The organism is Coprococcus sp. AM100_B19A (genome assembly GCF_027662015.1).
GTDB lineage: Bacteria > Bacillota > Clostridia > Lachnospirales > Lachnospiraceae > Allocoprococcus > Allocoprococcus comes.
In genome coordinates, this window is record NZ_JAQDKN010000017.1 from 25,204 (window position 1) to 50,457 (window position 25,254).

The 25,254-nt window shown below is 40.7% G+C and carries 25 protein-coding genes; 22 read left to right on the top strand and 3 right to left on the bottom strand.

Annotation, left to right across the window (positions count from 1 at the left end; translation table 11 throughout):
* Nucleotides 1-9 precede the first annotated feature (9 nt).
* The 7 genes from PGQ33_RS14125 to PGQ33_RS14155 all read left to right on the top strand — a co-directional run bounded on the left by PGQ33_RS14125 (nucleotide 10) and on the right by PGQ33_RS14155 (nucleotide 6,788).
* A complete protein-coding gene (locus tag PGQ33_RS14125; RefSeq protein ID WP_008369413.1) occupies nucleotides 10-402 on the top strand; it encodes a VOC family protein in 393 nt (130 codons plus the stop codon).
* Between the two features lie 18 nt (nucleotides 403-420).
* Entirely contained in the window at nucleotides 421-1,785 is a 1,365-nt protein-coding gene (locus tag PGQ33_RS14130; RefSeq protein ID WP_270205936.1) for an MFS transporter, read from the top strand.
* Complete coding sequence (locus PGQ33_RS14135) at nucleotides 1,769-2,749, top strand: carbohydrate kinase family protein (RefSeq protein ID WP_117823770.1); 981 nt, start codon at nucleotides 1,769-1,771, stop codon at nucleotides 2,747-2,749. The genes PGQ33_RS14130 and PGQ33_RS14135 overlap by 17 nt, the downstream gene beginning before the upstream one ends.
* 263 nt (nucleotides 2,750-3,012) lie before the next feature.
* Complete coding sequence (locus tag PGQ33_RS14140; RefSeq protein ID WP_008369404.1) at nucleotides 3,013-3,186, top strand: hypothetical protein; 174 nt, start codon at nucleotides 3,013-3,015, stop codon at nucleotides 3,184-3,186.
* A 218-nt stretch (nucleotides 3,187-3,404) separates the two neighbouring features.
* The gene (locus tag PGQ33_RS14145) at nucleotides 3,405-4,403 is read left to right on the top strand and encodes an aldo/keto reductase (RefSeq protein ID WP_270205937.1); all 999 of its coding nucleotides are present in this window, start codon (nucleotides 3,405-3,407) and stop codon (nucleotides 4,401-4,403) included.
* Between the two features lie 84 nt (nucleotides 4,404-4,487).
* Nucleotides 4,488-5,435 (top strand): hypothetical protein, encoded by a 948-nt coding sequence (locus tag PGQ33_RS14150; protein WP_270205938.1) that lies wholly within the window; start codon nucleotides 4,488-4,490, stop codon nucleotides 5,433-5,435.
* A gap of 30 nt (nucleotides 5,436-5,465) precedes the next feature.
* Nucleotides 5,466-6,788 carry an MATE family efflux transporter gene (locus PGQ33_RS14155; protein WP_270205939.1) on the top strand — a complete coding sequence of 441 codons (1,323 nt, stop codon included), beginning with the start codon at nucleotides 5,466-5,468 and terminating at the stop codon, nucleotides 6,786-6,788.
* Nucleotides 6,789-6,828: 40 nt separating this feature from the next.
* Here PGQ33_RS14155 and PGQ33_RS14160 read toward each other — a convergent pair whose 3' ends face one another.
* Nucleotides 6,829-7,719 carry an AraC family transcriptional regulator gene (locus PGQ33_RS14160; protein WP_195479815.1) on the bottom strand — a complete coding sequence of 297 codons (891 nt, stop codon included), beginning with the start codon at nucleotides 7,717-7,719 and terminating at the stop codon, nucleotides 6,829-6,831.
* A gap of 158 nt (nucleotides 7,720-7,877) precedes the next feature.
* On the opposite strand from PGQ33_RS14160, the gene PGQ33_RS14165 reads away from it, so the two are divergent.
* The gene (locus PGQ33_RS14165) at nucleotides 7,878-9,563 is read left to right on the top strand and encodes an alpha-glucosidase (protein ID WP_270205940.1); all 1,686 of its coding nucleotides are present in this window, start codon (nucleotides 7,878-7,880) and stop codon (nucleotides 9,561-9,563) included.
* Here the strand turns inward: PGQ33_RS14165 and PGQ33_RS14170 are convergent, their stop codons facing one another.
* Nucleotides 9,564-9,845: a hypothetical protein gene (locus PGQ33_RS14170; protein ID WP_270205941.1), complete on the bottom strand. Its 282-nt coding sequence runs from the start codon at nucleotides 9,843-9,845 to the stop codon at nucleotides 9,564-9,566.
* Nucleotides 9,846-10,112: 267 nt separating this feature from the next.
* Between PGQ33_RS14170 and PGQ33_RS14175 the strand changes: the two genes are divergently transcribed.
* The 10 genes from PGQ33_RS14175 to PGQ33_RS14225 all read left to right on the top strand — a co-directional run bounded on the left by PGQ33_RS14175 (nucleotide 10,113) and on the right by PGQ33_RS14225 (nucleotide 21,401).
* Entirely contained in the window at nucleotides 10,113-11,102 is a 990-nt protein-coding gene (locus tag PGQ33_RS14175; RefSeq protein WP_118199213.1) for a guanosine polyphosphate pyrophosphohydrolase, read from the top strand.
* Nucleotides 11,103-11,236: 134 nt separating this feature from the next.
* On the top strand, nucleotides 11,237-12,400 hold the full coding sequence (gene rlmD, locus PGQ33_RS14180) for a 23S rRNA (uracil(1939)-C(5))-methyltransferase RlmD (RefSeq protein WP_270205942.1): 1,164 nt from the start codon (nucleotides 11,237-11,239) through the stop codon (nucleotides 12,398-12,400).
* A gap of 309 nt (nucleotides 12,401-12,709) precedes the next feature.
* Complete coding sequence (locus PGQ33_RS14185; protein WP_270205943.1) at nucleotides 12,710-14,632, top strand: ABC transporter substrate-binding protein; 1,923 nt, start codon at nucleotides 12,710-12,712, stop codon at nucleotides 14,630-14,632.
* A gap of 204 nt (nucleotides 14,633-14,836) precedes the next feature.
* Nucleotides 14,837-15,817 (top strand): ABC transporter permease, encoded by a 981-nt coding sequence (locus PGQ33_RS14190; RefSeq protein ID WP_008369366.1) that lies wholly within the window; start codon nucleotides 14,837-14,839, stop codon nucleotides 15,815-15,817.
* Between the two features lie 11 nt (nucleotides 15,818-15,828).
* Nucleotides 15,829-17,586 carry an ABC transporter permease subunit gene (locus PGQ33_RS14195; RefSeq protein ID WP_270205944.1) on the top strand — a complete coding sequence of 586 codons (1,758 nt, stop codon included), beginning with the start codon at nucleotides 15,829-15,831 and terminating at the stop codon, nucleotides 17,584-17,586.
* An 8-nt stretch (nucleotides 17,587-17,594) separates the two neighbouring features.
* Nucleotides 17,595-18,590 carry an ABC transporter ATP-binding protein gene (locus tag PGQ33_RS14200; protein WP_117556475.1) on the top strand — a complete coding sequence of 332 codons (996 nt, stop codon included), beginning with the start codon at nucleotides 17,595-17,597 and terminating at the stop codon, nucleotides 18,588-18,590.
* The gene (locus PGQ33_RS16880) at nucleotides 18,580-20,052 is read left to right on the top strand and encodes an ABC transporter ATP-binding protein (RefSeq protein WP_117823777.1); all 1,473 of its coding nucleotides are present in this window, start codon (nucleotides 18,580-18,582) and stop codon (nucleotides 20,050-20,052) included. Before PGQ33_RS14200 ends, PGQ33_RS16880 begins: the two co-directional genes overlap by 11 nt.
* Before the next feature lie 18 nt (nucleotides 20,053-20,070).
* A complete protein-coding gene (locus PGQ33_RS14215; RefSeq protein ID WP_008369357.1) occupies nucleotides 20,071-20,283 on the top strand; it encodes a hypothetical protein in 213 nt (70 codons plus the stop codon).
* A 31-nt stretch (nucleotides 20,284-20,314) separates the two neighbouring features.
* The gene (locus PGQ33_RS14220) at nucleotides 20,315-20,992 is read left to right on the top strand and encodes a GntR family transcriptional regulator (RefSeq protein ID WP_117556479.1); all 678 of its coding nucleotides are present in this window, start codon (nucleotides 20,315-20,317) and stop codon (nucleotides 20,990-20,992) included.
* A 166-nt stretch (nucleotides 20,993-21,158) separates the two neighbouring features.
* Nucleotides 21,159-21,401: a hypothetical protein gene (locus tag PGQ33_RS14225; RefSeq protein ID WP_008369354.1), complete on the top strand. Its 243-nt coding sequence runs from the start codon at nucleotides 21,159-21,161 to the stop codon at nucleotides 21,399-21,401.
* Nucleotides 21,402-21,595: 194 nt separating this feature from the next.
* On the opposite strand, the gene PGQ33_RS14230 is transcribed toward PGQ33_RS14225, so the two are convergent.
* Nucleotides 21,596-22,219 carry an HAD family hydrolase gene (locus PGQ33_RS14230; protein ID WP_270205945.1) on the bottom strand — a complete coding sequence of 208 codons (624 nt, stop codon included), beginning with the start codon at nucleotides 22,217-22,219 and terminating at the stop codon, nucleotides 21,596-21,598.
* Nucleotides 22,220-22,272: 53 nt separating this feature from the next.
* Between PGQ33_RS14230 and PGQ33_RS14235 the strand changes: the two genes are divergently transcribed.
* The 4 genes from PGQ33_RS14235 to ilvC all read left to right on the top strand — a co-directional run bounded on the left by PGQ33_RS14235 (nucleotide 22,273) and on the right by ilvC (nucleotide 25,163).
* Nucleotides 22,273-22,458: a hypothetical protein gene (locus PGQ33_RS14235; protein WP_147339256.1), complete on the top strand. Its 186-nt coding sequence runs from the start codon at nucleotides 22,273-22,275 to the stop codon at nucleotides 22,456-22,458.
* Complete coding sequence (locus PGQ33_RS14240; protein ID WP_270205946.1) at nucleotides 22,416-23,393, top strand: LacI family DNA-binding transcriptional regulator; 978 nt, start codon at nucleotides 22,416-22,418, stop codon at nucleotides 23,391-23,393. The genes PGQ33_RS14235 and PGQ33_RS14240 overlap by 43 nt, the downstream gene beginning before the upstream one ends.
* Before the next feature lie 112 nt (nucleotides 23,394-23,505).
* Complete coding sequence (gene ilvN, locus PGQ33_RS14245) at nucleotides 23,506-24,006, top strand: acetolactate synthase small subunit (RefSeq protein ID WP_008369341.1); 501 nt, start codon at nucleotides 23,506-23,508, stop codon at nucleotides 24,004-24,006.
* Nucleotides 24,007-24,143: 137 nt separating this feature from the next.
* Complete coding sequence (ilvC, locus tag PGQ33_RS14250; RefSeq protein ID WP_118199207.1) at nucleotides 24,144-25,163, top strand: ketol-acid reductoisomerase; 1,020 nt, start codon at nucleotides 24,144-24,146, stop codon at nucleotides 25,161-25,163.
* Nucleotides 25,164-25,254 lie beyond the last annotated feature (91 nt).

Consider the following 25,254-nt stretch of genomic DNA (forward strand, 5'->3'; position numbering starts at 1 on the left):
GGAGTTCGTATGGAAAATAAATATGGAATTGTCGGAGTTGCCCATGTCGGGCTTCCGACAAACGATTTACAGAAAACAGTTGAGTTTTATAAGAGTCTTGGATTTGAAGTGATTATGCAGTCTTATAATGAAAAAGCAGGGGAAAAAGTGGCATTTTTACAGATAAAAAATTACTGTATAGAGACTTTTGAAAATGGGCAGGCGGCAATGTCAGACGGTGCATACCAACATGTTGCACTTGATGTGGAAGACATTGAAAGTATGTATCAGAAAATCTGCAATGAAAAATATACAATTATTACAGACGGAATCGAAGAACTACCATTTTGGGAAAATGGTGTGAAGTTTTTTATGATTAAGGGACCAAATGAGGAAAGAATAGAATTCTGTCAGAAACTCTGATAAAAATAGGAGGGACATATGGGAAGCGAAAACAAAAATGGAAAAGTACCGCTGATCAGTAAGATTGCATATGGGTTTGGTGATGTTGGATGTAATTTCAGCTGGATGTTCGTCAGTAATTTTCTGATGATATTTTATACAGACGTGTTCGGAATCAGTATGGCGGCTGTTTCAGCACTTATGCTTTTTTCAAGATTCTGGGATGCAATCAATGATCCAATCGTCGGGGGACTTACGGATAAAACAAAATCGAGATGGGGACGGTACCGTCCATGGCTGTTAGTAGCGGCACCAATTACAGCGATTCTTCTTGTTATGACATTCTGGGCAAGACCCGACTGGCCGCAGAATGGAAAGATCATTTATATGGTAATTACATATTGTCTGCTGGTTTTGGGGTATACCTGTGTGAATATTCCATATGGAACCTTGTGTGGTGCTATGACACAGGATATTGATGAACGTGCAAAAATAAATACATCCCGTTCGGTTGCAGCGATGATTGCAATTGGTGTGTTAAATATTATTACAGTTCCACTGCTCAGCAAATTCGGCAGTCATAGTGCAAAGACAGGATATCTGACGGTTGCGGTCATATATGGATGTATTTTTACAGCCTGTCATTTCTTCTGCTTTGCGAAGACGAAAGAGGCAGTGATCACTCCGGAAAAAGAAAAAATTTCTGTAAAGGTTCAGTTGAAAGCAGTCATGCAGAATAGACCATATCTTCTTGCATTGGTAGGACAGATATTATTTGGATTTACATTATATGGTAGAAACGCAGATATTCTGTATTATTTTACATATGTGGAAGGGAATGCCTCCTACTACACAACTTATTCGATGTGCATCATTATTCCTTCTATCATCGGGGCAGCCTGTTTTCAACCAGTATTCCGCAAGTTGAATAACAAAGGAAGAACAGCATCTCTCTTTGCTTTATTTACAGGAATTTCAATGTTGTCTATGTTTTTCTTCAATGCCAAAGAATCACCAGCTATTTTTTATGCATTATCTGGTCTCACACAGTTTTTTTTCTCTGGATTTAATACCGCAATCTATGCAATTATTCCAGACTGTGTGGAATATGGGGAGTGGAAAACCGGACTTAGAAATGATGGTTTTCAGTATGCATTTATTTCACTTGGAAATAAAATCGGAATGGCAGTTGGAACAGCACTTTTAGCAGGATTACTTGGAAAATATGGTTATATTGCAAATCAGACACAAAATGCAATTGTACTTTCAATTATGAAACATGCATTTACGACGATTCCAGGTGCACTTTGGATTGTGACTGCGGTTGTATTATTTTTCTACCGGTTAAATAAAAAACGTTATAACGAGATTGTGGAGGAACTGAAAAATGGAAGAAAAAGTTGATATCGTGGCATTGGGTGAATTGTTGATTGATTTTACGGAAGCAGGACACAGTCAGGATGGGAGAAAATTGTTCGAACAGAATCCCGGCGGTGCTCCGGCAAATCTTCTAACCGTTGCAAGCCACTTTGGGTATCGCACATCTTTTATTGGAAAAGTTGGAAACGATATGCATGGTAAATTTTTAAAGAAGACATTGCAAGAGGAAGGAATCAATACAGATGCTATTGTTGAAGACCCGGGTTATTTTACAACGTTGGCATTTGTGGAAATCGGTGAAAATGGAGAACGGAATTTTTCTTTTGCAAGAAAACCGGGTGCAGATACACAGTTAAAAAAAGAAGAACTGGATCAGACATTAATTTCAGGTTGTAGAATTTTTCATTTTGGATCATTATCGTTGACAGATGAACCGGCAGAAAGTACAACGATTGAAGCAGTAAAAATGGCAAAAGCAGCGGGTGCACTTATTTCCTATGATCCAAATTATCGCCCGTCTCTTTGGAAGAGCAAAGAGTATGCAGTGAAAAAAATGAGATCTGTTATAGAAATGGTAGATGTCATGAAGGTATCGGATGAAGAGAGTACTCTGTTGACAGAGGCGAAAAGTTATGAGCAGGCTGCAGATCAACTCCTTGCCATGGGACCAAAGCTGGTTGCCATTACATTGGGAGAACAGGGCGTTCTTATGGCAACAAAAAGCAGAAAAGAAATCATCAAAGCATTTCAGATACATGTGGTCGACACGACTGGGGCAGGTGATTCATTTTGGGGAGGCGTATTATGCAGTCTCCTTTCTATGAATAAGAATGTTGAAAAAATGGAATGGGAAGAAATCAAAAAGTGTGCTGTTTTGGGAAATGCAGTTGCTGGATTGTGTGTGCAAAAGAGAGGTGGAATCCCTGCGATTCCGACGAAAGAAGCAGTGTTTGAATTTATGTTCAAAAAGCTTATCAGATGTTTGTAGACAATCTGAAGAAAAGTGCAACAACAAGAGCGTGCATATTTGCAAGCTTTTTTGAAAACTGTCGTTTGGTAAAATCTATTCTATTTTTAAAAGCTTTGCGATAAAATATGTTCTGTGAATCATTCACAGTATTGTATTTTGAGGAGACTTCATTCATGGTGAGTGAAGTCTCTTTTATTTTGCACTGTATAATGGAAAAAGTTTTGGTTGAACAGCAGTTGGAATAGTGAACGCATGCGTTCACATTTTATAACTAAGAAGTAATGGATTGGAAAGAAAATAATCAAGAACTTATTGTAGTATTATTAACCTTTGATACAGACGAAAAAGGTGGAGATGGTGGGTTCAATCCTAATGCTACATATACCAACTGGCAGTGGCATTTAGTGAAAACAAAAGATAAAAAGAATTGGGAAATAATCAGTTGGGGTTATTAATCGATTCCGGTTTGATGAATTCATGTGGCTTTTGAAATGGTAAAGTGATTTTATTTTACTTATTCCGGAGCGTGGTATATACTAATAGGTAGAGTAAGTAACGCACAGATGTGACAAAATTGTCTTTTTAAATATAGACAGCCTTGTGAGGGGAACGCTGTACGGTTAGGATACTGCATAAAAAGCAGGAAAGAATAACGAAAAACGGAGGAATTAAAATGAAATTTCAAAAGCTTGGCAACACGGACATCGATGTTTCTGTGGTTGCATTAGGTACTTGGGGGCTTGGCGGCGGAAGTGTCTGGACAGACGGAGATTCTACAGTTGAGGACGCGAAGCATCTGCTTGATATTTGTCATGAACATGGCGTGAATTACATCGATACCGCACCGGTGTATGGCACAGGAGTAAGTGAGGAACTGCTTGGTAAGGCACTGAAAGGCAGAAGAAATGATTTTGTTTTGCAGACCAAATGCTCTCTGAACTGGAGAAATGAGGGCGGTAATTTTCATTATGAACGAGACGGTTATACCGTTAACAATGACACCCGCGCATCAGCAGTGAAAAAGGACGTGGAAGACTCTCTGCGCAGAATGGGAACCGATTATCTGGATTCTGTTATCGTACATTATGTATGCGGCAGCTTTCCGGTGGAGGAAACGGTTGGAGCTTTGGAGAATCTGGTTCGTGAAGGAAAGATCCGCACCTATGGACTTTCTAACAGTCAGCCGGCAGATCTGTCTGCATATCAGGAAGCCGGCGGAAACGTATCTGTTGTACAGGAATTTTTCAGTATTCTCTCTCCTTTCCATGGCAGAGAATATTTTGATCTGTGTAAAAAGTATAACACGGTATTTCAGACCTATGGTGTGTTGGAAGAAGGATTTTTAACTTCTCCTGCCTTTATGGAACGGGAATTTGCAAAAACCGATATCCGATCCAGAATACCTTGGACAGATCCGGAGAAAAAAGAAGGACTTCGCAGGGCTTTTGAAATCTGGAAACCACTTTGTGAGGAATATCATTGCAGTTTTGCAACTCTGGTAGAAGCCTGGGCATTATCTCAGTACGACCGGATGAGTCTTCTGGTTGGAATGCGAAAAGCTTCCAGTGTAGAAGATACTGTAAAGTGCTTGGATATTAGGTTGCGTGCCGAGGACATCAAATGTATGGAGGAAGCAGTAAAGACAATTCAGGTTGCGGTTTTGGACAAATAGAAAACTGAAAAGGTGGAAAGGATCGGGAGCGTGTATCCGATCCTTTCTTTATCCGAGAATAGATAGCATGAAAGGAAAATAAGTATGAAAGAACCTATGATGGCAGACAGCCATGAAATCACAGTTAGAAACTATAAGCAACCGATGCGAAATCGTCTGATCATGATGCTGATCTGCATTGGGATTGCTCTTGCATCATTTTTTGTTGTTTCCAAATGGGCAACTTCTGTCGAATCGTACCGTTGGGTTATCAAAACGCTGAATGGATTGCAGAAAAAAGCACTTGGGCTTTCCGGAACAGCAACCGCTCTTGCAACAGGTGCTGCAGCAATACCGGGAGAAGCCGCAACTCCGATCGCGAATAAGCTGGCAGATGTCGCAGGCTATATGGTGATCGTTTATGCAGTGATCATTGTTGAAAAATACTTACTGACTATCACCGGGTATATTGCATTTAAAATCTTATTTCCTATCGGATGCGTGCTTCTGGCAGCAGGCAACTTTTTGAAAAACGGATGGAAAGAATTTATCTACAGAATCGGAATCAAGAGTATCATTCTGGGTGTTCTTTTGTGGGGACTGGTTCCTACCAGTGCATGGGTGACGAATATGGTAAATGAAACCTATGCAAAGTCCTATGAAGCTGATTTTACACTGGAAGATACGGAAGAATTATTAGATGAGGGAGATACCTCTGTAAACGCAGACAAGAAGGATGAAGCACAAAAAACGAAAGATAAAAAGTTTTCTTTCAGTGAATTTCTTAATGATGCGAAGGATAAGGTTGATGATGCGATTGATGCGGCAGGTGAAGTCGCTACAGAAAAACTCTCTGCTTTTGAGGATGGATTAAACAGAATTATAGAGGGCGTGGCAGTGCTTCTTGTGACAACCTGTGCCATTCCGGTTCTGGTCATGTTATCATTTACCTGGATTCTGAAGGGAATAATGGGTTTAAAAATTCCATCTATTACTCTTCAGTCAGTGCCAAGGGTTTCTGAAAGGAAAAGAAAGAAAACGGAAGAGAATTAATTTTAAATTTTACCGAAGGAGAGGAATGAGATGACAAAAGATCTGACAACTGGAAAAATCATGCCGATTCTTGTGAATTTCACTGTGCCGCTTGTTTTGGGAAATCTGTTTCAGCTGACTTATAATGCGGTGGACAGCATCATCGTAGGGCATTTTGTGGGGAAAGAAGCGCTGGCGGCAGTTGGTATCTGTAATCCGATCAGTACGCTTATGATACTGTTTTTAAATGGATTATGTATGGGGGCAAGTATCCTCATGGGAATTCAGTATGGGGCAAAGGATTATAAGACTTTGCACAGGCAGATCAGTACAACCATGTTGTCGGGAGTAGTTTTTTCATTTTTTCTGACTTTATTTTGCGTGGTATTTGCTGTACCGATTCTGCATCTGCTGCAGGTAGATGCATCGATTATAGAGATGACGCGGCAGTATTTACGGATTATTTTTCTGGGACTAATGTTCACCTTTTTGTATAACTTTTTTTCCAGTACCTTAAGAGCTTTGGGAGACAGTGCATCGCCTTTGTATTTCTTAATTATCAGTGCAGTCCTGAATATATTCGGAGATCTGTTTTTTGTCATTGTACTAAAGGCAGGAAGCAATGGATGCGCCATTTCCACAGTGCTTAGTGAGGCACTGTGCTGCCTGTTCTGTATTATTTATATACAGAAAAAAGTACCGATTCTTCGTCTGGGTAAGAAATGGCTGGTATTCGATTCACGTTTGCTGAAGAAAACAATTGCTTACGGATGGGCATCCGCCATGCAGCAGGCCACCGTGCAAATGGGAAAAATTGCGATCCAGGCGCTGGTTAATACGATGGGAGTTTCCGTGGCTGCAGCTTTTGCGGTGGTCAATCGGATTGATGACTTTGCAATTACACCGGAACAGAATATTGCCCATGCCATGACGGCACTTATGGCGCAGAATAAGGGAGCCGGAAAAAATGACCGCATGCGGGAGGGATTTCGTTGTGGGATGATTCTGGAAATTGTTTATGGAGCAGCTGTTATGGTGATCTGCCAGGTATTTGCCGGAGAACTAATGGCACTTTTCGTAAAAGATGAGGAAGTAATAGGACATGGTGTCATTTATCTGCATCTGATTGCTGTGATGTATATTCTTCCGGCCGTTACGAATGCAATTCAAGGGTTCTTCCGTGGAATCGGAGACCTGAAGGTGACACTGATGAGCAGTTTTACCAATATGGCAGTCCGAGTCATTGCAGCAGCACCTATGATTTTGTTGTGGAACTTTGGAATTGAAGCGTTGCCATATTCCTATCTGGCAGGCTGGGTTGCCATGCTTTTGGTAGAAACGCCTTTGATGATTCGGATTTATCGTAAAAAATAACAGGATTTAAAGAAAATATAAAATCGCTCAGGGAATGAGCTTATACAGAATCCAGTTCTAATCTTTTTATAAAAGCCAGCGGTGTCATATGGTATTTTGCTTTGAATGCTCTGTAAAAATAAGAAAGATTATGAAAGCCAACAGATAAAGACACCTCTAATATGGAGGTGTTACCGTGTTCAAATAACTCTACCGCTTTTTCCAGTCTGATATTGTTAATATACTGAATGCAGGTCATATTCATGTGTTTTTTGAAAAAGCGCATAAAATGATACTCACTGAAATAACATAGCTTTGCAAGTTCAGAAACCGACAGAGCTTCTGCATAATGCAGATCAATATGATCAAGTACAATTTTTAATTTGTCGGAAGAGTCTGATTCCGTGGAGAATCTTGTGCTACTGTACTGGAGCAGAAGAAAAAGTGTCTGCAGCAGATAAGATTTTATGGCGAGTTCATATCCAAACATCCGGGTATCGTAAAGGGAGGCAAGCTGTGCAAAAGACTTGCAAAGAGAATCATATGCAGGATGATCCGCGGTAATGAGACAGGGTAAAGATAATTCGTGGTTTACCATGGGCGTAAGGTAGCGGGTAGAACAGATGTCTGCAGTATTTCCTCCCAAAAGATTCATATGGAATACATAGGTTTCCGAACAGAAGTCCTGACTGCTTTTCAGGATAATGGAATGCAGCAGCAGGGGAGGAATAAACAGGATATCCCCGGTACTTGCCTCATATTCAATTAAATCGATCTGGTAGACACAGGAACCTTTTGTTATAAGGGTAAGCTCTGCTTCCTCGTGCCAGTGCATTGTTATGACAGGTGCTTCTTTTGTCAGCTTTGTAATATATTTCTGGATTGGAAAATAAACTTCTCCATGTTTGATATTTTCTTTTTGCTCCGGTATAAGTGAATGTGGCGTTTTCATTTTTTGTCCTCTCTATAATAGCAGTATTGTGTTATATAATGAAAAAATAATGCAAGATTTGTCAAGAATAAGATTTTATAATAGCAGTATAATACAACTAAAGCAATAACGCAATGGCGAACAAATACTAAGATTATAGATGAAAGAGGTTGATAATAATGGAAAAAAAGTGGTGGCATGACAAAGTAGCGTATCAGATTTACCCAAAGAGTTTTCTGGATACAAATGGAGACGGAATCGGAGATCTGAGAGGAATTATTTCTAAACTGGATTATCTGAAAAAATTAGGAATCGATATTATTTGGTTATCACCTATTTATAAATCACCATTTGTAGACCAGGGATATGATATTGCGGATTACTATGCAATTGCAGAAGAATTCGGAACAATGGAAGAATTTGATGAACTGCTGGCAGAAGCAAAAAAACGAGACATGCATATCATTATGGATCTGGTTATTAATCATTGCTCCGATAAACATGAGTGGTTTCAGAAAGCACTTGCTGATCCAGATGGAGCGTTTGCGGATTATTTTTATTTCCGCAAGGGAAAAAACGGCAATCCACCGAGCAATTACCGTTCCTATTTTGGAGGAAGCTGTTGGGAAAAGGTACCGGGAACGGACAAATATTATTTTCACATGTTTGCAAAGGAACAGCCGGATCTGAATTGGGAAAATCCGAAGTTACGGCAGGAACTGTACAAAATGATCAACTGGTGGCTGGAAAAAGGTCTCTCCGGTTTTCGAATCGATGCGATCATAAACATTAAGAAGGATCTGAACTTTCCTGATTTTGCACCGGATGGGAAAGATGGTCTGGCAAGCTGCTGGAAGATGGTTGAAAGTGTAGACGGAGTAGGGGAGCTGTTGGAGGATCTGAAAAAATCAACTTTTGAAAAGTATGATGCCTTTACAGTCGGAGAAGTATTTAACATGAAACCGGATGAATTACCGGAATTTATTGGAGAAACCGGTCATTTTTCAACGATATTTGATTTTAGCGCCCATACGCTCACTGATGGAGAACATGGATGGTATGATGCTCCGAAGCTGGAATTTGCGAAATGGAGAGCTGCGATCATTCAGGCACAATTAGAAACACAGAAGTATGGCTTTAAGGCGAATATCATTGAAAATCACGATGAGCCAAGAGGGGCATCCAGATTTTTGCCATCTTATGCTCAGACACCGGACGGAATCAAGATGCTTGGTACCATAAGCCTTCTCCTCAGAGGAATTCCTTTCATTTACCAGGGGCAGGAAATCGGTATGAGAAATGCCAAATGGAACAGCATGGAGGAATTTGATGATATCAGTACAAAAGACCAGTATCATACTGCCCGTGAAGCGGGATTATCGGATCAGGAAGCCTTGGAAGTATGCAGCCGTATGAGCCGTGACAATGCAAGAACACCGATGCAATGGACGAGCGGGGAAAATGGCGGTTTTACAAAAGGAACTCCATGGTTAAAGGTAAATCCTTTATTTAAAGACGTGAATGTGGAAGCTCAGGAACAGGATCCGGATTCAGTTTTGAATTATTACCGCAAACTGGTTGCACTGCGTAAATCGGATGAACTGAAAGAAGTATTTACCTATGGAAAATTTCTTCCGGAATATGAAAATGTGGACGGAGTCATGGCATTTTACCGTAAAGATGAATCCAAGTGTATTCTTGTGGCTGCTAATTTCGGAAAGGATGCTGCAACAATCAAACTGAAGAGCGAAATCGAAAAAGTATGGTTATCGAACCGTATAGATGGAACGGTAGATTGTGAAAAGGATTCATTGAATTTACGGAGCTGTGAAGTGGTTGTTCTGGAGCTGGAAAACCACAAGTAACTAACTATATAACTCCCGGGTCTCTTTTTGAATCAGACGTCCAGCTGCTTTTGAAAGCTGATCAATCTGGCGGATCCTGGTAAATTCTTTTCCGTAAATCTGTTTAGCATTTGTCACTTCGCCATCGTTTCCCATAAAGACGGCGGATACATGAATTCCGTTTTTGCGAAGCGCTCTTACCTCTGCTGCAGTATCCTTGATGGCAGCATGTTCTTCGTAAGCAGATCCGAAAGGAGCATTTGATGTCGGATATTTGATTTTTGATTTGATTGCCGCTATCATTATCTCCTTTGGATGTTACACTCCGGTAACACTATTCAGTAAAACAAAACCAAAAGTAGATTACTGATGATTCTGAAGACATGTGCGTATATGTGGATCATTGCTATGGGGCTTCAGCTTTTATTTTAGAAATATGATAAATCAGGGATTGACCTTGCTGGATTATATGCAGCAGATCAATCCCTGCTTCTATTTAACAAAACGGTATCCAATCTAGCCAGATTCTGCTATACTGTATAAGAAAATCAAATAGAAAGGGTGGAACGTATGATCACATTAAATGACTATTTATATTCAGGTGATACGATTTTTCGGATTTTAAGAAATTATACAGTGGATCTGAAGAAAGAAGCAAAGAAGAATCACAATGAAATAGATCTCATCCATTCCAATTTCCTGATCCAGTTCAGGGAACTGCTTGAACACAATGATTTCCTTACTGCACAGTCGCAGAAAATCAGGGATTTTTATAAATACATGGTACAGGAATATCCTCTGCTTGCTTTTACTTTTAAAGGAAGGATCAAGTCCCTGATCCGCGCAGAGGAAAAATTCAACGGGTATATTGTAGAATATATTTATGATTATTATGAAAAACATCATACCTATCCGCCGGTGCCTGACCTAAGGGAAAAACTGAGCTGCTTTCGGGATATTATCGCATACCGTCTGGTAATTTCTCTTCCAAAATGCCATATCAGGGATGACAAACTGCGAGAAGAAGAGGAAATCAAGTATTTATACAGGATCGCGAATGTTCTTCCGGGGTTTCTGGAGGAAAGAGGATTTACGGCAGAATCTGCAAAAGGGGTGCTTGAAAGTACATCTCCTTTTATGGATGAGGCGGTGAAACCTTATTATCGGGATTATATTTCCAATGGAAGCGGAGGCAGCTATCAATCACTCCACATCACGTTTTATGATAACTGTTCGAGAAGTTACATGGAAGTACAACTGCGGACAAAGAAGATGGATGATATAGCGGAGATTGGAGCGGCAAATCACCAGGCCTACGAGAAGGAACAGGAAAGAGTCAGGGCAAGAAGAGAAGCTATTCCGGAAGGAGAATGCATTTATTTTGATGAGGCATACGAAAGAGGAATGCGGCTTCTGGGGTTGGAACTGAAGGATCTGGAAGTCAATATGTTTGCTGCGGCAAATAATAGTCTCATCAATGACGGATGCGGATTATACAGGGGGAGACTGATCCTGCCGTATGAACATTTATCAAGATTCCAGACGGATCTGAATGATTAAAAGGATTATAATAAGAATGAATACATCAGATACAAAAAAAGCATATTACCATCTCCAGGTCAGAGAAGAGTTGTATCTGGATAATATGCCGGATCTCTTTTGAGAAAAGAATAAAAAAAGAAGAGAGGTAAAAAATGGAAGAAAAGAAAAAACAGACAGAACCGGAAGCCTGTAAAGTGGCAAAAAAATGCGGAGGATGCCAGTATCAGGGAGTGCCATATAAGGAGCAACTGAAAAAGAAGCAGAAAATAGTGAACGCTCTGTTGTCAAAATACGGAAAAGTAGAACCGATCATCGGAATGGAGAATCCGTATTATTACAGAAATAAAGTACACGCCGTATTCGACAGAGACCGAAAGGGAAATATCGTATCCGGAACCTATGAAGCGAAGACACACCGGGTCGTTCCTGTTGAAAACTGTCTGATCGAAGACAAAAAGAGTCAGGAGATCATCCGGACGATCCGGGGACTTTTGAAATCTTTTAAGATCAAAACCTACGATGAAGATACAGGATATGGCCTGTTCCGTCATGTGCTGATCAGAAGAGGGTTTAAAAGCGGAGAGATTATGGTGGTTCTGGTGCTTGGATCACCAATCCTTCCATCGTCTAATAATTTCGTAAAAGCACTCAGAAAAGAGCATCCGGAGATTACAACGGTTGTCCTTAATATTAACGACAGAAAGACCAGTATGATCCTTGGGGAGAGAGAAAAAGTGTTATATGGGAAAGGATTTATCCGGGATGAACTCTGCGGGTGTACTTTCCGGATTTCACCAAAGTCCTTCTATCAAGTAAATCCGGTGCAGACGGAGATCCTTTATCAGAAAGCGATTGAATTTGCACATCTGACAGGGAAAGAAAGCGTGATCGATGCATATTGCGGAATCGGAACGATCGGTCTGATCGCATCGGGACATGCAAAAGAAGTAGTCGGTGTGGAACTTAATAAGGATGCCGTGAAGGATGCAATATTAAATGCAAAAGAGAATCAGATCCGGAATGTGAGATTTTTCCAGGGAGATGCCGGGGAGTTTATGGAGGCGATGGCAGCAGAGGGAAATAGTATGGATGTGCTGTTTATGGATCCGCCGAGAGCCGGAAGTGATGAAAAATTTATGGCATCTGCAGTGAAGATGGGACCGGAGAAGATCGTGTACATTTCCTGCAATCCGGAGACACTGGCAAGAGATCTGAAGTATCTGACAAAAAAAGGATATCAGGTAAAAAAGATACAGCCGGTGGAAATGTTTGCGTTTACGGAGCACGTTGAAACCGTCGTACTCTTATCGCGATAACAAAAAGATTGATGAAAAAAGCGGAACAAACGTTCTGCTTTTTTGTTTTTGGTCAAATGTCAACATTTAACAATTTGTTAAAAATGCACAAATTGTAGACTGTTAACAATCTGAATGTGTGTGAATGAAAAACAGATATCGTCCATATATGTAGTAAAATCCGTCCATGAAAGACTTGTTTTTTTGTATACAATAAAAATACGTCGTATTTCACAAAAATGCACAAAAACGAAAACGATAATAGATGTTTAATTGGTAAAATGTTATAATTGTCTTAACACAAAGTTTACATTTATGGAGGAATGCAAAATGAAAAAGAGAATGATAGCCCTCATGCTGGCTGGTATCATGGTATTCTCGGTCACAGCCTGTGGCGGTGGAGGAGCTTCCAGCAAGAACCAGAATAATCAGGATGATGGTGAAAGCAAACAGGTTGGAGTTGAGGTAACCGAAGATATGCAGAGTGCACCGCCGGAAGATGCACCTGTAGGAGGACAGGTTGTAGTTGCAATTTCACCAGGTACCTTATCACCGGATATGTACGACGGATGGACAAATAGTGCAACGAACTCTGGATTTATCGAACTGATGAGTGGTTACGCCCTCGCTGATTACAATCGTGATTATGTTCTTGATTGGGACCCGGTTGTTGTTAAAGATCACGAAGTAATCGAAAACGATGACGGAAGCAAGACATACCGTTTTGAAATCAATGATAACCTGAAATGGAGTGACGGTTCTCCGATCACAGCAAAAGATTATGTATTCAGTCTTCTGCTTCATTCTTCTCCGGAATTTGCAGCCTGTGAAGGTGATGCAACATACGGATGGGCTTTAGTTGGATACAACGATCATGTACAGGGAACAACAAAAGAATTTGCAGGTGTTAACCTTCTTGGGGATTACGAATTTTCTATGACAATCAGTGCAGATCAGCTTCCGAACTACTATGAGATGGCAAATGTTGCCTATGGACCGGAACCGCTTGCAGCAATCGCTCCTGGATGCGACGTGAAAGATGATGGAAACGGAGCATACCTTACAGACGGATTTACAGAAGATCTCATCAGAGAAACCTTGCTGGATCCGGATAAAGGATTCCGTTACAAAGCACCGGTTGTATGCGGACCTTACAAATTAAAGAGTGTTGACCTTACAACTGAAACTGTTGAACTTGAAATCAACGAAGAATACCTTGGAACATATGATGGAACAAAACCACATATCCAGACAATTATTTCCAAACCGGTTGCAGATGAAACAATCCGTGACGAATTTGAAAAAGGAACAATTGATTTCTACTCAGCAGGTACAGGAGAAAAGATCGAAGCTGCTTTAACAAAAGTAGAAGAAGGAAAATTAGATGCAAACTATGGTCTTGTACCGGGAACACGTATCAACGAGATGCGTTATATGTGTGACTTTGGACCGACACAGTTTGAAGAAGTAAGACGTGCAATCGCTTATATCGTAGACCGTGATGAAATCAACAAACAGTTAACAGGCGGATACGGTACAGTGGTAGACTGTTATGCAACAGATGCTACAACAGATTTTGCAGCAATCAAAGATGATATTGAATCTGAACTGATTCACTACTCATATGACCTTGATAAAGCAAAACAGGAACTCATCGATGGTGGTTGGACACTGAACGAAAAAGGTGAAGAGTACAAAGAAGGTACAGACAAATACCGTTATAAAGAAGTAGATGGTGAATTGATGAAATTAAAAGTTGAAGTAGCATGCTGCGAAGATGACTACTCAAAACTTTACAACACAGTAATCCCACCGGAAGCAGAAAAGATCGGTATGGAATACAAATACACATCTATGGACTTTGCTCTTATGATCAACCATTTGAATCGCCAGGGTATCGATGAACCAGAATATAACATTTTCTACAGTAGTATCGGAATTCCGGAAATTCTCTTCTACTGGAACTGCTTCGATGACGATCCGAGTTTAATGGGAAGCTGGAATGTTAACTACATTTCCGATCCGGAATTAAAAGCAATCGGTAAAGAGATGCAGAAAGTTGATTCTGAAGACATTGACGGATTCAGAAAATTATATGGAGAATTCCAGCTGGCATACAACAAAAAACTTCCAAGTCTTCCAATGGGATCAGGAGTTTCTTATATGTTCTTCAATCCGAAGCTTAAGAATTTCGTTCCTAGAGCTCATGTGGGATGGGGAGCAATGGTATTAGATGCATACTTTGAAGAATAAGCATAAAGGATTCATCAGAATAGATCAATTCTATTAACTTTTGATATGCATGACAAAACAGGGAGGACAGAACAAAGGGAAATGTTCTGTCTTCCCGTATCTTTTCTTTATACGAAAACAAAATTATGGTAATGGTTCGGACAGAATCACATGTCATGAATAATTCAGGAATAACTATTTCATCCAGAAGGAGAAAACTACATTATGGCAAAATACATATTGAAAAGACTTGGTTATATTATTATAGTATTCTTCCTGCTTTCCATCTTACTGTTTGGTATTTTTAAAATGGTACCTGGTGACCCTGCCAGACTTATGGTCGAGGGACAAAAGCAGAGTGTTTCACCGGAACAGTATGAGATGCTTTATCAACAGGCAAGAGTACGTCTCGGACTTGATAAACCGATTCCGGTTCAGTATTTAAGCTGGATGGGAAATATCTTACAGGGAGATTTCGGTTACTCTACCGTATATCGTATTCCGGTTAAAGAACTGATCGGACCTCCGATGAAAAATACAATCGCCCTGAACGTTGTATATTATATTTTCCTTTTCGCAATCGGAATTCCGCTGGGAATCAAATGTGCGGTAAAAAAAGACACGGTGTTTGATACATCACTCCAGGTAGCAACTATGATCGGTATCAGTATTCCTTCATTTATTTCGGCGCTGATCTTTATCTACCTGTTTGCAATTAAAATTCCGATCTTTCCAATCAGTGGAATGGTCACAACGGGTGCAAATTTTACAGGCTTCCGTGCATTCTTAGATTATTTATATCATATGGCACTTCCTATTATTGTATGTCTGACAGGTATCGGTGGTCTGATCCGTTATGTCAGAGGAGCTCTTCTTGATGCATTATCTATGGATTATGTAAGAACAGCCCGTGCCAAAGGTCTGAAAGAAAAAACTGTTATTTACAAACATGCGTTCCGTAACGCGATGATCCCGATCACAGGCTGGATCGTAGGCTCTATCGTAGGTATCTTTGGTGGAGCGGTTATCATTGAGACTCTGTTCTCATGGAAAGGTGTCGGAAAACTTCTGATCGATTCCTTGAACCAGCATGACTATACAGTCGCACTGTCCATGCAGATGTTTTACATTTTGTTAGGACTTGCTGCAAACCTGATCACAGACTTATGTTACTGTATCGTTGATCCAAGAATTAAACTCGATTAGGAGGAAGACAAATGTTATTTGGAAAGAAGAAAGAAAAAGAGCAGCGTTCCGTTCTTGAAGAAGAACAGATGCAAAGTCCTTTTCGTACGATTATAAAAAATCTGCTGGAAAACAAACTGGCTATGGGAGGATTGATCGTATTTGTATCAATTTTTGCAATGTGCTTCATCCTTCCGATCTGGTTTCACCAGGATTTAAACTATCAGGATCCAACACAGAAAAATATCGCACCGGGATTTTCATTCCTTTCGGTTCCGTCAGATTTAAAAGATAATGCCGAAGTGATTGAATTTGGTCCGACATATGGTGTAGGAGTAGACAAAGACGGTTACGTTTATGAGTGGGGACAGTTAACGAAAAACCTGAAAAAAATTCCGGCTGATATGGGAAAAGTTGTTGATATCGCAGTTGGTCAGGACCACGTGCTAGCAATCAACGATAAAGGTAACTTATACACCTGGGGCTTCAACCGAATGGGTCTTAATGTGATTCCGACGGAACTGAAAGGCAAAAAGATTGCTGATATTGAAGCAGGATATCAGGTATCCGTTGTTGTAACAGAAGACGGAAAAGTTGTTTCATGGGGAAATACAAGTGCAGTTGATATTTCTACAGCTAATGTAAAGGACGAAAAAGTCAAAGAAGTAAAAGCAAATATTCAGACAGCCATTGCCCTTACAAAGGATGGAAAAGTCATCTCGCTTGCAAAGAAAGAAACTGCTTTAGATAATGTACCGGAAGAGATTCAGGGAAAAGTAGAAAAAATCGCTTTAACAGATAAAGCAGCAGCAGCTGTATTAAAAGATGGTACTGTAAAAGTCTGGGGAAACAACCACGACCATATTTTCTCCGTACCGGAAGAAGTGCAGGGCAAAGCAGTGGATATTTCAGGTGGACGTAACCATCTTGTTGTTGTGACAGAAGATGGAAACGCAGTAGCCTGGGGCGGAAATGAAAACAATCAGGCAAAGGTTCCTGCTAAGGCAACCAATATTGCAAAATTAGCTTCCGGCTATTATCAGAACTGTATTATCAAAGAAGACGGCTCTGTTGTGACATGGGGACTGAAAGGTTACTTACTTGGAACAGATAATCTTGGAAGAAACGTATTTTACCGTATCTTAAAGGGTGGACAGATGACTATGACAGTCGGATTCATCGCTGTTATCATCCAGTTCGCGATCGGTATCTTAGTAGGGGGTATTTCCGGATACTACGGTGGAACTGTGGATATCCTTCTTATGCGTCTGGCAGAGGTTGTCGGATCCCTTCCGTTTATCCCGCTGGCACTGATTCTTTCAGCTTTGATCGGAAATAAAGTATCTGATGTCGGAAGAATCATCATGATCATGTTGATCCTCGGTTTCCTCGGATGGACCGGTATCGCAGGTCTTGTCCGTGCACAGGTGCTTGCAGAACGTAACAAAGAATTCGTTGTCGCTGCAAAAGCACTGGGTGTAAGAGAAAAGAATATTATTTTCCGTCATATCGTACCGAACGTAATGACGATCATTATCGTACAGGCAACAATCTCATTTGCAACCTGTATGCTGACAGAATCCGGATTATCATTCTTAGGATTCGGTGTTGCAGAGCCAATTCCTTCATGGGGAAATATGCTGAACAACTGTCGTTCTTCAGAAGTTATCTCACAGTACTGGTGGAGATGGGTATTTCCGTCAGTTGTATTAGGACTTTGTACTGTAAGTATCAACTTGTTTGGTGACGGACTTCGTAGAGCAGTTGACCCGAAAGCAAATGAAAGGTAGGAATAACGATGGCATATTTATTGGAAGTAGATGATCTACATACATTTTTTAAGACAAAAAAAGGAATTGTAAAAGCGGTCAACGGTGTTTCCTATCGAGTAGAGTCTGGGAAAACATTAGGTATCGTAGGAGAATCCGGAAGTGGAAAGAGTGTATCGGCAATGAGTATCTTAAAACTTTTGGATGGAAACGGATATATCGACAGCGGTACAATTACTTTCAAGGGAAGAAATCTTGCGGAGTGTACAATCAATGATATGTACCAGATTCGTGGAAATGAGATTTCCGTTATTTTCCAGGAACCGATGACAAGTTTGAACCCGGTATATACGATCGAAAAACAGTTAAATGAAGTTTATTTAACCCATCAGAAAATCACAAAAAAAGAAGCAAGTGAGAAATCACTTGAAATGTTAAAAGCTGTTAAGATCCCGAATCCGGAATCTGTTATGAAACAGTTCCCGCATCAGCTGTCAGGTGGAATGCGTCAGAGAGTTATGATCGCCATGGCTCTTGCCTGCGAACCAAGTCTTCTGATCGCTGACGAACCGACTACTGCTTTGGACGTTACCATTCAGGCACAGATCTTAAAGCTGATGAATGAACTGAAAAAGGAAAAAGGGACCTCTATTCTGTTCATTACACATGACCTTGGAGTTATCAACCAGATGGCAGATGAAGTGGCAGTTATGTATTGTGGTCAGGTTGTGGAAATGTGTAAAGCAAGAACTATCTTTGCAAAAGAGACAACCTGTTCACATCCATATACGGAAGGACTTATGACTTCAATTCCACGTCTGGATACACCGGTCGGAGCAAGACTTGAGGCAATTCCGGGAGCAGTACCTCATCCGCTCAATCTTCCGAAGGGATGTAAATTTGCTCCGCGTTGTAAATATGCAACAGAGAAATGTATGAATGAAGAACCAAAATTAGAGTTGGCAGAAGACAATCACTTGATTCGTTGTTTCTACCCGGATAAGGAGGCACGCCATGCCAAATAATGATGAAAAGAAAGTGCTTTTGAAGGTCACGGATCTGAAACAGTGGTTTCCACTTAAGAAAACAAAGTTATTCCAGAAAGAGCAGGAGTATGTAAGAGCCAATGACGGAATTACTTTGAATATTTACGAAGGAGAAACAGTTGGTCTTGTTGGAGAATCCGGATGTGGAAAATCAACATTTGGAAGAACTTTACTTCAGATCTACAAACAGACAGAAGGTAAGACAATGTATTACGGCAGAACTCTTACCGATATGGCACCGCTTTATGTAGACGAAACAATCAAAAATATTTCTTCTGGTAAAAAGAAAATTGCCGAATTAGAAGCGAAGGCAGAAGCATTAAAAGCGGAATATGAAAAAATGGAAGATTCTGCGGAAAAATTCCAGAAACAGGCTGAATGTGAAAATATCCAGAAGAAATGTAATATGGAATTCCTGAATCTTGTTCAGATCATTGGTGGATTCTATAGCTTAGATGACACAAAAGAAGCAGAACAGTTACTGCTTGAAAAATTCAAAGTTGCCAGAGTGATCAGTGGTTTAAATGAAGAAAACCAGATGGAAGGTGTCGATAAGACAAAAGAAATCGCAGAGAAGAAAGTGGAACTTGAAAAAGCGGAGAAGAAGTTAGAAGAACTCCGCAGTAAATATAAAAACGATGAAGCTTTTACAAAATACGAAGCATACCGTGATAATGGAGTAGATCTTGCGAGACTGAAAACACAAGAAATGCGTTTCCTACGTAAAGATATGCAGATGATCTTCCAGGATCCATACTCATCACTGAATCCGCGTATGACAGTTGGACAGATCATCGGAGAAGGTCTTCTTGCACATGGCATTTTTAAGAAAAATGATGAAAAAATGCAGGCGTATGTTATGGAAGTCATGGAAAAATGTGGACTTGCACCATATATGATCCATCGTTATCCACATCAGTTCTCCGGTGGACAGAGACAGAGAATCGGTATTGCACGTGCACTTGCATTGAAACCAAGATTTGTAGTCTGCGATGAGGCGGTTTCCGCACTTGACGTTTCCATTCAGTCGCAGATCGTCAACCTTCTGAAAGATCTCGGAAGCGAAGACAATCTTGCATACTTATTTATTTCACATGGTTTGAGTGTTGTAAAATATATCAGTGACCGAATTGGTGTTATGTACCTTGGAAACATCGTAGAGCTTGCAGAGTCACAGGAAATGTTTGATCACCCTACACATCCATATACAGAAGCGCTGTTATCAGCAATTCCGACGACAGACGTAGATTCTAACAGAGAGATGATCCCGCTTGAAGGAGATATCCCAAGTCCGGTTCATCCGCCGAAAGGATGTAAGTTCCATACAAGATGTAAATACTGTACAGAAATCTGTAAGCATATTACACCGGAACTTGTGGAAATGAGACCTGGACATTTTGTAGCCTGTCATAATCCACTCGGAGTAGAAAAGGATTCATAAAATCAGAAAGGAATTAGCATGAGCTTTTTTGGAGGATACAGCAAACGAGGAAGACAGTTGGAAGAACAGGATAAAAAGTTCCTGGAATTTAAAAAGCAGATGAGTGACCAGAACATTGTTTTTGAAAAGGGAGATTATCTGGCAATGGTTTTGGGGGCATTCTGGGCACTCTGGCCGGCTCTGGCCATTACACTGGCAGTAATTGTGGGGATCAGCCTGTTCTTTTTATAAAAAAACTGCAAAAATCTGAAAGGAAGAATGAATGGATTATACCAGGAAGGCATCAATACAAAGAAAAACTCTTTGGCAGCAAATCGCTGATGTGTTAAGAGAAGACATCATTCGGGGGAAGATCAAACCGGGGGAACGAATTGTAGAAGAAGATATTGCGGAGAAGTTTCATGTAAGCCGGGGACCGGTCAGAGAAGCCCTGCGTCATATCGGGGAGGAAGGATTTGTTGTTTATGAGTCTCATAAAGGCAGTACAGTAAAGACGATTTCCTATGAAGAAATGCAGGAAAAATATCTTGTCCGCTCTACCCTGGAAGTTCTGGCAATCAGGATCATTGCCGGAAAACTTCCGGAAGAAATCGAACGGGAAATGGATGAGTGTCTGGACCAGATGGAAAAAGCTGCGAAAGAAAAAGATGTGTACCACATTATGTGTTATGATGAACAGTTTCATTCATGCATTGTTCGGGCAGCAAAGTGCGAAACCTTATATAAAATATGGGCAATGCTCCGGGAAAGCAATTTGTGCGGATATTATACAATGGGTGTTGAATCCATCATCCCCTTTGATGTACTTCGCTACAATCATGAGATCCTTTTAAAAGGAATAAAAGAATTGCCTGTTGAAAAGACAGCAAAATTGATTGAGGAGCATTATATGATCGTTCCGGAAGTTCTGCATGAAAAACAGTGTAAGAAATCCGAATAGAACGAAGGATAATGTGATTTCAGTTGTTTTAGATCAGGTGGCTAAAAAGACCACCTGACAGTGGCGTTCTACTTCAAAGCTTCGTCACAAAACAGTCTGTGTAAATACTTGCAATTACAAGAAAAAACGAATACAATATAGAAAAAGAGGCAGGTATCAAGCGGAAATGAGACAGATGGAATTTAAAATGGAGCGTCCGGGACTGGTTGAACCCGGACAGATTGTTGATGTGACAGAGGGCGTTGTAGCTGCGTATTTTTATTATACGATTGAGCCGGCTGTGGCAATGAGCGCCAATTATCGTTCATGGCAGAGACTTAAGTCAGGACAGGGAAAGGTGATTGACGTAAAGCAGACACCGCAGGGGTATTATGTGGTGTGTGAATTTGATGAAGAGGATGTGGAATAAAGAAAAGGAAAAATCCACTGGAAAGAATTCAATATAAAAAGATCAGAGAATGATAAAAAATGTGGTTATCAGACTCTGATCTTTTTATATTGTCATGTGTATGGAAGGAAACTACCGGTGGCAGACTCTGCTGATGCTGAATGATGGAAAAAACTGCTATATAATCCTGAACCAGGAACATAAACAGAGAAAATCTACAGTCCAAGAAGAGCAGGAAGTTCCCTGATTGCGCCAATCTGTCTTGGTGGATCCGGAATATCACCAAATCCATACGAAGCATAAATAAAAGGAACGTCTGCTTTCTGGCAGGCATCAAAATCACCTGAAGTATCTCCGACATAAACCACATCCTGCAGATGATTGCGCTCCATCAGAAGACGGATGGATTCATTTTTTGGAACCTGTGTCTGACCAAAGCATAAAAAATCTTTGATATATTTTCCGAGTCCCATCGTTTTTAGAAAAACTTCGATATATCCACACTGGCAGTTGCTGACGATATAAAGGTCGGTTTTCTGAGAAAGGCTTTCCAGTGTCCGCGCAACATCCGGGTAAAGAACACCGTGATCGGTTTCAAGCAGCCGATTTTCATAGTTAAAGCAAAGATAGCCGATCCGGTCACGTTCTTCTTTTGGGCAGGAAGGAAAGAGTGCAAGCGTGATCTCATCCATTGTTTTTCCAAAAAGTGACTTAAGCCAATCTGCTGTAAGTGAGAGGGAAAAATCTGTATTCTCCTCTATCGCCTGATTCCAGGATCTGGCAACTGCTTCGGTTGAGTCCCAGAGTGTGCCGTCTACGTCAAATATAATACCATCCATGATTCAATCTCCTGTATCTGAAAAATTATTTAACAGATTAAGGATAGCACAAGGTGGATATCCGGGCAATGATCTGTAAAATATTTTATCGAAAAGTTACAGGTGATGTCGAAAAAATGCGAATTAGTAAGAAAGAAGAAAAGAAGTGTAAGATAGTAGAAACAGAAAAAACAAAAGAAATAAGTGGGGGAAAGAAATGGCTGAGGGGAAAATCAGGATCAAAGATATTGCAAAAATAGCCGGAGTGAGTGCAACAACTGTATCGAATGTGATCCATGGAAGAACGGAAAAAGTATCAAGAAAGACAAGAAAAAGGATAGAGGAGATCCTGGATGAACAGAAATATGCTCCAAGCATGGGAGCACGTATCCTTTCCGGAAAATCTTCCGGGATGATTGCTGTAGTTGTTGGAAAAAAGCAGGAATGGGAGCAGGAGAGTGAAAAATTAGAAGAAATACTGCGTGAGATCGAGAAGAGTCTGGATGAGAGGGAATACTATATGCTGCTGCATTTTGTAAAAACAGCAGAAGAATTTGTACGATATGCGGCGGTATGGAAACTGGATGGGGTTATCTGTATCTGGCTCAATGAAGAGGAGTGTACAAGAATCCGGCAGATGTGTGCAGTTCCGGTGGCTGCGATATACAGAACAGACCGGATTTACGGAAAAGCCGGTGAGGAAGTCGCAAGATTTCTGTTTAAAAGAGAGAAACAGAGAATCTGGTTTCTGGATGGAACGGAAGAGTACGGAAAAGTGGTATGGCAGGGAATGCAGAAAATATTTTCAAAAAAAGGCTGCTGTCTTGAAGAAGAACAATATCTGGAAATTCCAAAAGACAGGGATCTGCGGAGAATGTTCTATAAAATCCGGCTGGCAGGGCTTGCTTTATCCGCAGATATGCTCGTATTTGCATCTGCCGTACAGGGAGCAGAGGCTGTCGGTTATCTGCATGATCTGGAAATCAAGGTGCCGGAGGAAATTGAAGTGATGGCAGTCGGAAAAGAAGAAACAGCACTCATTTGCCGCCCGCAGCTGACAACAGTCGAATTTGACAAAAAACGATTTGTCCGGCAGGTAATTGAAGAATTATATGTCCAGATGATAAAAGGATATATTTTGACAAAATCTGGAAAAATCAGTGTGAAAACGATAATTAGAGGTTCCTGTAATTGATAAAATCGAATTAAAGTGATAAAATTTTAGAAAGCTACTTGACAAAGGTGGTGTCAATTGCTACAATAAAAAAACAGAACGCACTCTGTTTTGTAAAGTAAAGGAGTATGTTATGAGAAAACAAGCTTATTCAATTTTGGTTTATAACAATCCGGGACTATTAAGCCGTATGGCAGGATTGTTCAGCAGACGGGGGTACAATATTGAAAGTATTACCGCAGGTACAACTGCAGATCCGAGATTTACAAGGATCACGATCGTAGCAAGTGGAGATGAACAGATTCTTTCACAGATCGAGAAGCAGGTTCGCAAGATGGAAGATGTGATCGAGATTAAGCCGTTAAATGACAGCAATTCAGTATGCAGAGAACTGGTTATGATCAAGGTTCGTGCAAATGCATCTGAAAGAGCAGAACTTATTTCACTGGCAGATATTTTCCGTGCGAAGATCGTTGATGTTGAAAAAGACTGTCTGATGATTGAACTGACGGGAACCGAATCAAAGCTGAAAGCGTTTATGGAGCTTCTGGACGGATATGAGATCCTGGAGCTGGCAAGAACCGGTATTACCGGACTGAAGCGCGGAAGCGATGATGTGATCATGTTTGATTAAAGCAGAGAGACGTTTTGAAAAGAGCGACGAGCTCGAAAGCGGCACCTTCAGGGATGCAGCAGTAGTTACATAAGAAAGCTAGGGGCATGGAGCCTTTAACTCTATAGAATTCAATAAGTCATAGGAGGAAATTAAAAATGGCAGCAAGAATTTTTTATCAGGAAGACTGTAATTTATCAGTATTAGAAGGACAGACAATCGCTATCATCGGATATGGTAGCCAGGGACATGCACATGCACTGAACCTGAAAGATTCAGGATGCAATGTCATTATCGGTCTTTACGAAGGAAGCAAATCATGGGCAAAAGCAGAAGCTCAGGGATTTGAAGTATATACAGCAGCAGAAGCTGCAAAGAAAGCTGATATCATCATGGTCCTTATCAACGATGAACTTCAGGCTGATATGTATAAGAAAGACATCGAACCAAACCTTGAGGAAGGTAACATGCTGATGTTCGCACACGGATTCAACATCCACTTCGGATGCATCACACCTCCGGCATATGTAGATGTAACAATGATCGCTCCAAAAGCACCAGGACATACAGTAAGAAGCGAATATCAGGCAGGAAAAGGAACACCATGTCTGATCGCAGTAGAACAGGATTACACAGGAAAAGCATGGGACAGAGCACTTGCTTACGGTCTTGCAATCGGTGGAGCAAGAGCAGGACTTCTTGAAACAACATACAGAGTAGAGACAGAAACAGACCTCTTCGGAGAACAGGCTGTACTTTGCGGTGGTGTATGTGCCCTTATGCAGACAGGTTTCGAAACACTTTGCGAAGCAGGATACGATCCAAGAAACGCATACTTCGAATGCATCCATGAAATGAAACTCATCGTAGACCTGATCTACCAGAGCGGATTCGCCGGAATGAGATACTCAATCTCCAACACAGCAGAATACGGTGATTACATCACAGGACCAAAGATCATCACAGAAGATACAAAGAAAGCAATGAAGAAGATCCTCTCAGACATCCAGGACGGAACATTCGCAAAAGAATTCCTTCTCGACATGTCACCGGCAGGACGTCAGGTACACTTCAAAGCAATGAGAAAGAAAGCCGCAGAACATCCATCAGAAGTAGTAGGAGAAGAAATCAGAAAACTCTACAGCTGGAATGGTGAAGATAAACTGATCAATAACTAAGCGATAGGCAACAAGCCGGTCAGCTAAGCGGAAATAGAAGGAGTCCCGGAAAAACATGCTTGCATGCTTTTCCGGGACTCCTTCTATTTCT

Excerpts from the sequence above, each read along its gene's own strand:
- PGQ33_RS14125 (WP_008369413.1), top strand. The coding sequence starts at position 10 with ATGGAAAATAAATATGGAATTGTCGGAGTTGCCCATGTCGGGCTTCCG.
- PGQ33_RS14130 (WP_270205936.1), top strand. The coding sequence starts at position 421 with ATGGGAAGCGAAAACAAAAATGGAAAAGTACCGCTGATCAGTAAGATT.
- PGQ33_RS14135 (WP_117823770.1), top strand. The coding sequence starts at position 1,769 with ATGGAAGAAAAAGTTGATATCGTGGCATTGGGTGAATTGTTGATTGAT.
- PGQ33_RS14140 (WP_008369404.1), top strand. The coding sequence starts at position 3,013 with ATGGATTGGAAAGAAAATAATCAAGAACTTATTGTAGTATTATTAACC.
- PGQ33_RS14145 (WP_270205937.1), top strand. The coding sequence starts at position 3,405 with ATGAAATTTCAAAAGCTTGGCAACACGGACATCGATGTTTCTGTGGTT.
- PGQ33_RS14150 (WP_270205938.1), top strand. The coding sequence starts at position 4,488 with ATGAAAGAACCTATGATGGCAGACAGCCATGAAATCACAGTTAGAAAC.
- PGQ33_RS14155 (WP_270205939.1), top strand. The coding sequence starts at position 5,466 with ATGACAAAAGATCTGACAACTGGAAAAATCATGCCGATTCTTGTGAAT.
- PGQ33_RS14160 (WP_195479815.1), bottom strand. The coding sequence starts at position 7,719 with ATGAAAACGCCACATTCACTTATACCGGAGCAAAAAGAAAATATCAAA.
- PGQ33_RS14165 (WP_270205940.1), top strand. The coding sequence starts at position 7,878 with ATGGAAAAAAAGTGGTGGCATGACAAAGTAGCGTATCAGATTTACCCA.
- PGQ33_RS14170 (WP_270205941.1), bottom strand. The coding sequence starts at position 9,845 with ATGATAGCGGCAATCAAATCAAAAATCAAATATCCGACATCAAATGCT.
- PGQ33_RS14175 (WP_118199213.1), top strand. The coding sequence starts at position 10,113 with ATGATCACATTAAATGACTATTTATATTCAGGTGATACGATTTTTCGG.
- rlmD (WP_270205942.1), top strand. The coding sequence starts at position 11,237 with ATGGAAGAAAAGAAAAAACAGACAGAACCGGAAGCCTGTAAAGTGGCA.
- PGQ33_RS14185 (WP_270205943.1), top strand. The coding sequence starts at position 12,710 with ATGAAAAAGAGAATGATAGCCCTCATGCTGGCTGGTATCATGGTATTC.
- PGQ33_RS14190 (WP_008369366.1), top strand. The coding sequence starts at position 14,837 with ATGGCAAAATACATATTGAAAAGACTTGGTTATATTATTATAGTATTC.
- PGQ33_RS14195 (WP_270205944.1), top strand. The coding sequence starts at position 15,829 with ATGTTATTTGGAAAGAAGAAAGAAAAAGAGCAGCGTTCCGTTCTTGAA.
- PGQ33_RS14200 (WP_117556475.1), top strand. The coding sequence starts at position 17,595 with ATGGCATATTTATTGGAAGTAGATGATCTACATACATTTTTTAAGACA.
- PGQ33_RS16880 (WP_117823777.1), top strand. The coding sequence starts at position 18,580 with ATGCCAAATAATGATGAAAAGAAAGTGCTTTTGAAGGTCACGGATCTG.
- PGQ33_RS14215 (WP_008369357.1), top strand. The coding sequence starts at position 20,071 with ATGAGCTTTTTTGGAGGATACAGCAAACGAGGAAGACAGTTGGAAGAA.
- PGQ33_RS14220 (WP_117556479.1), top strand. The coding sequence starts at position 20,315 with ATGGATTATACCAGGAAGGCATCAATACAAAGAAAAACTCTTTGGCAG.
- PGQ33_RS14225 (WP_008369354.1), top strand. The coding sequence starts at position 21,159 with ATGAGACAGATGGAATTTAAAATGGAGCGTCCGGGACTGGTTGAACCC.
- PGQ33_RS14230 (WP_270205945.1), bottom strand. The coding sequence starts at position 22,219 with ATGGATGGTATTATATTTGACGTAGACGGCACACTCTGGGACTCAACC.
- PGQ33_RS14240 (WP_270205946.1), top strand. The coding sequence starts at position 22,416 with ATGGCTGAGGGGAAAATCAGGATCAAAGATATTGCAAAAATAGCCGGA.
- ilvN (WP_008369341.1), top strand. The coding sequence starts at position 23,506 with ATGAGAAAACAAGCTTATTCAATTTTGGTTTATAACAATCCGGGACTA.
- ilvC (WP_118199207.1), top strand. The coding sequence starts at position 24,144 with ATGGCAGCAAGAATTTTTTATCAGGAAGACTGTAATTTATCAGTATTA.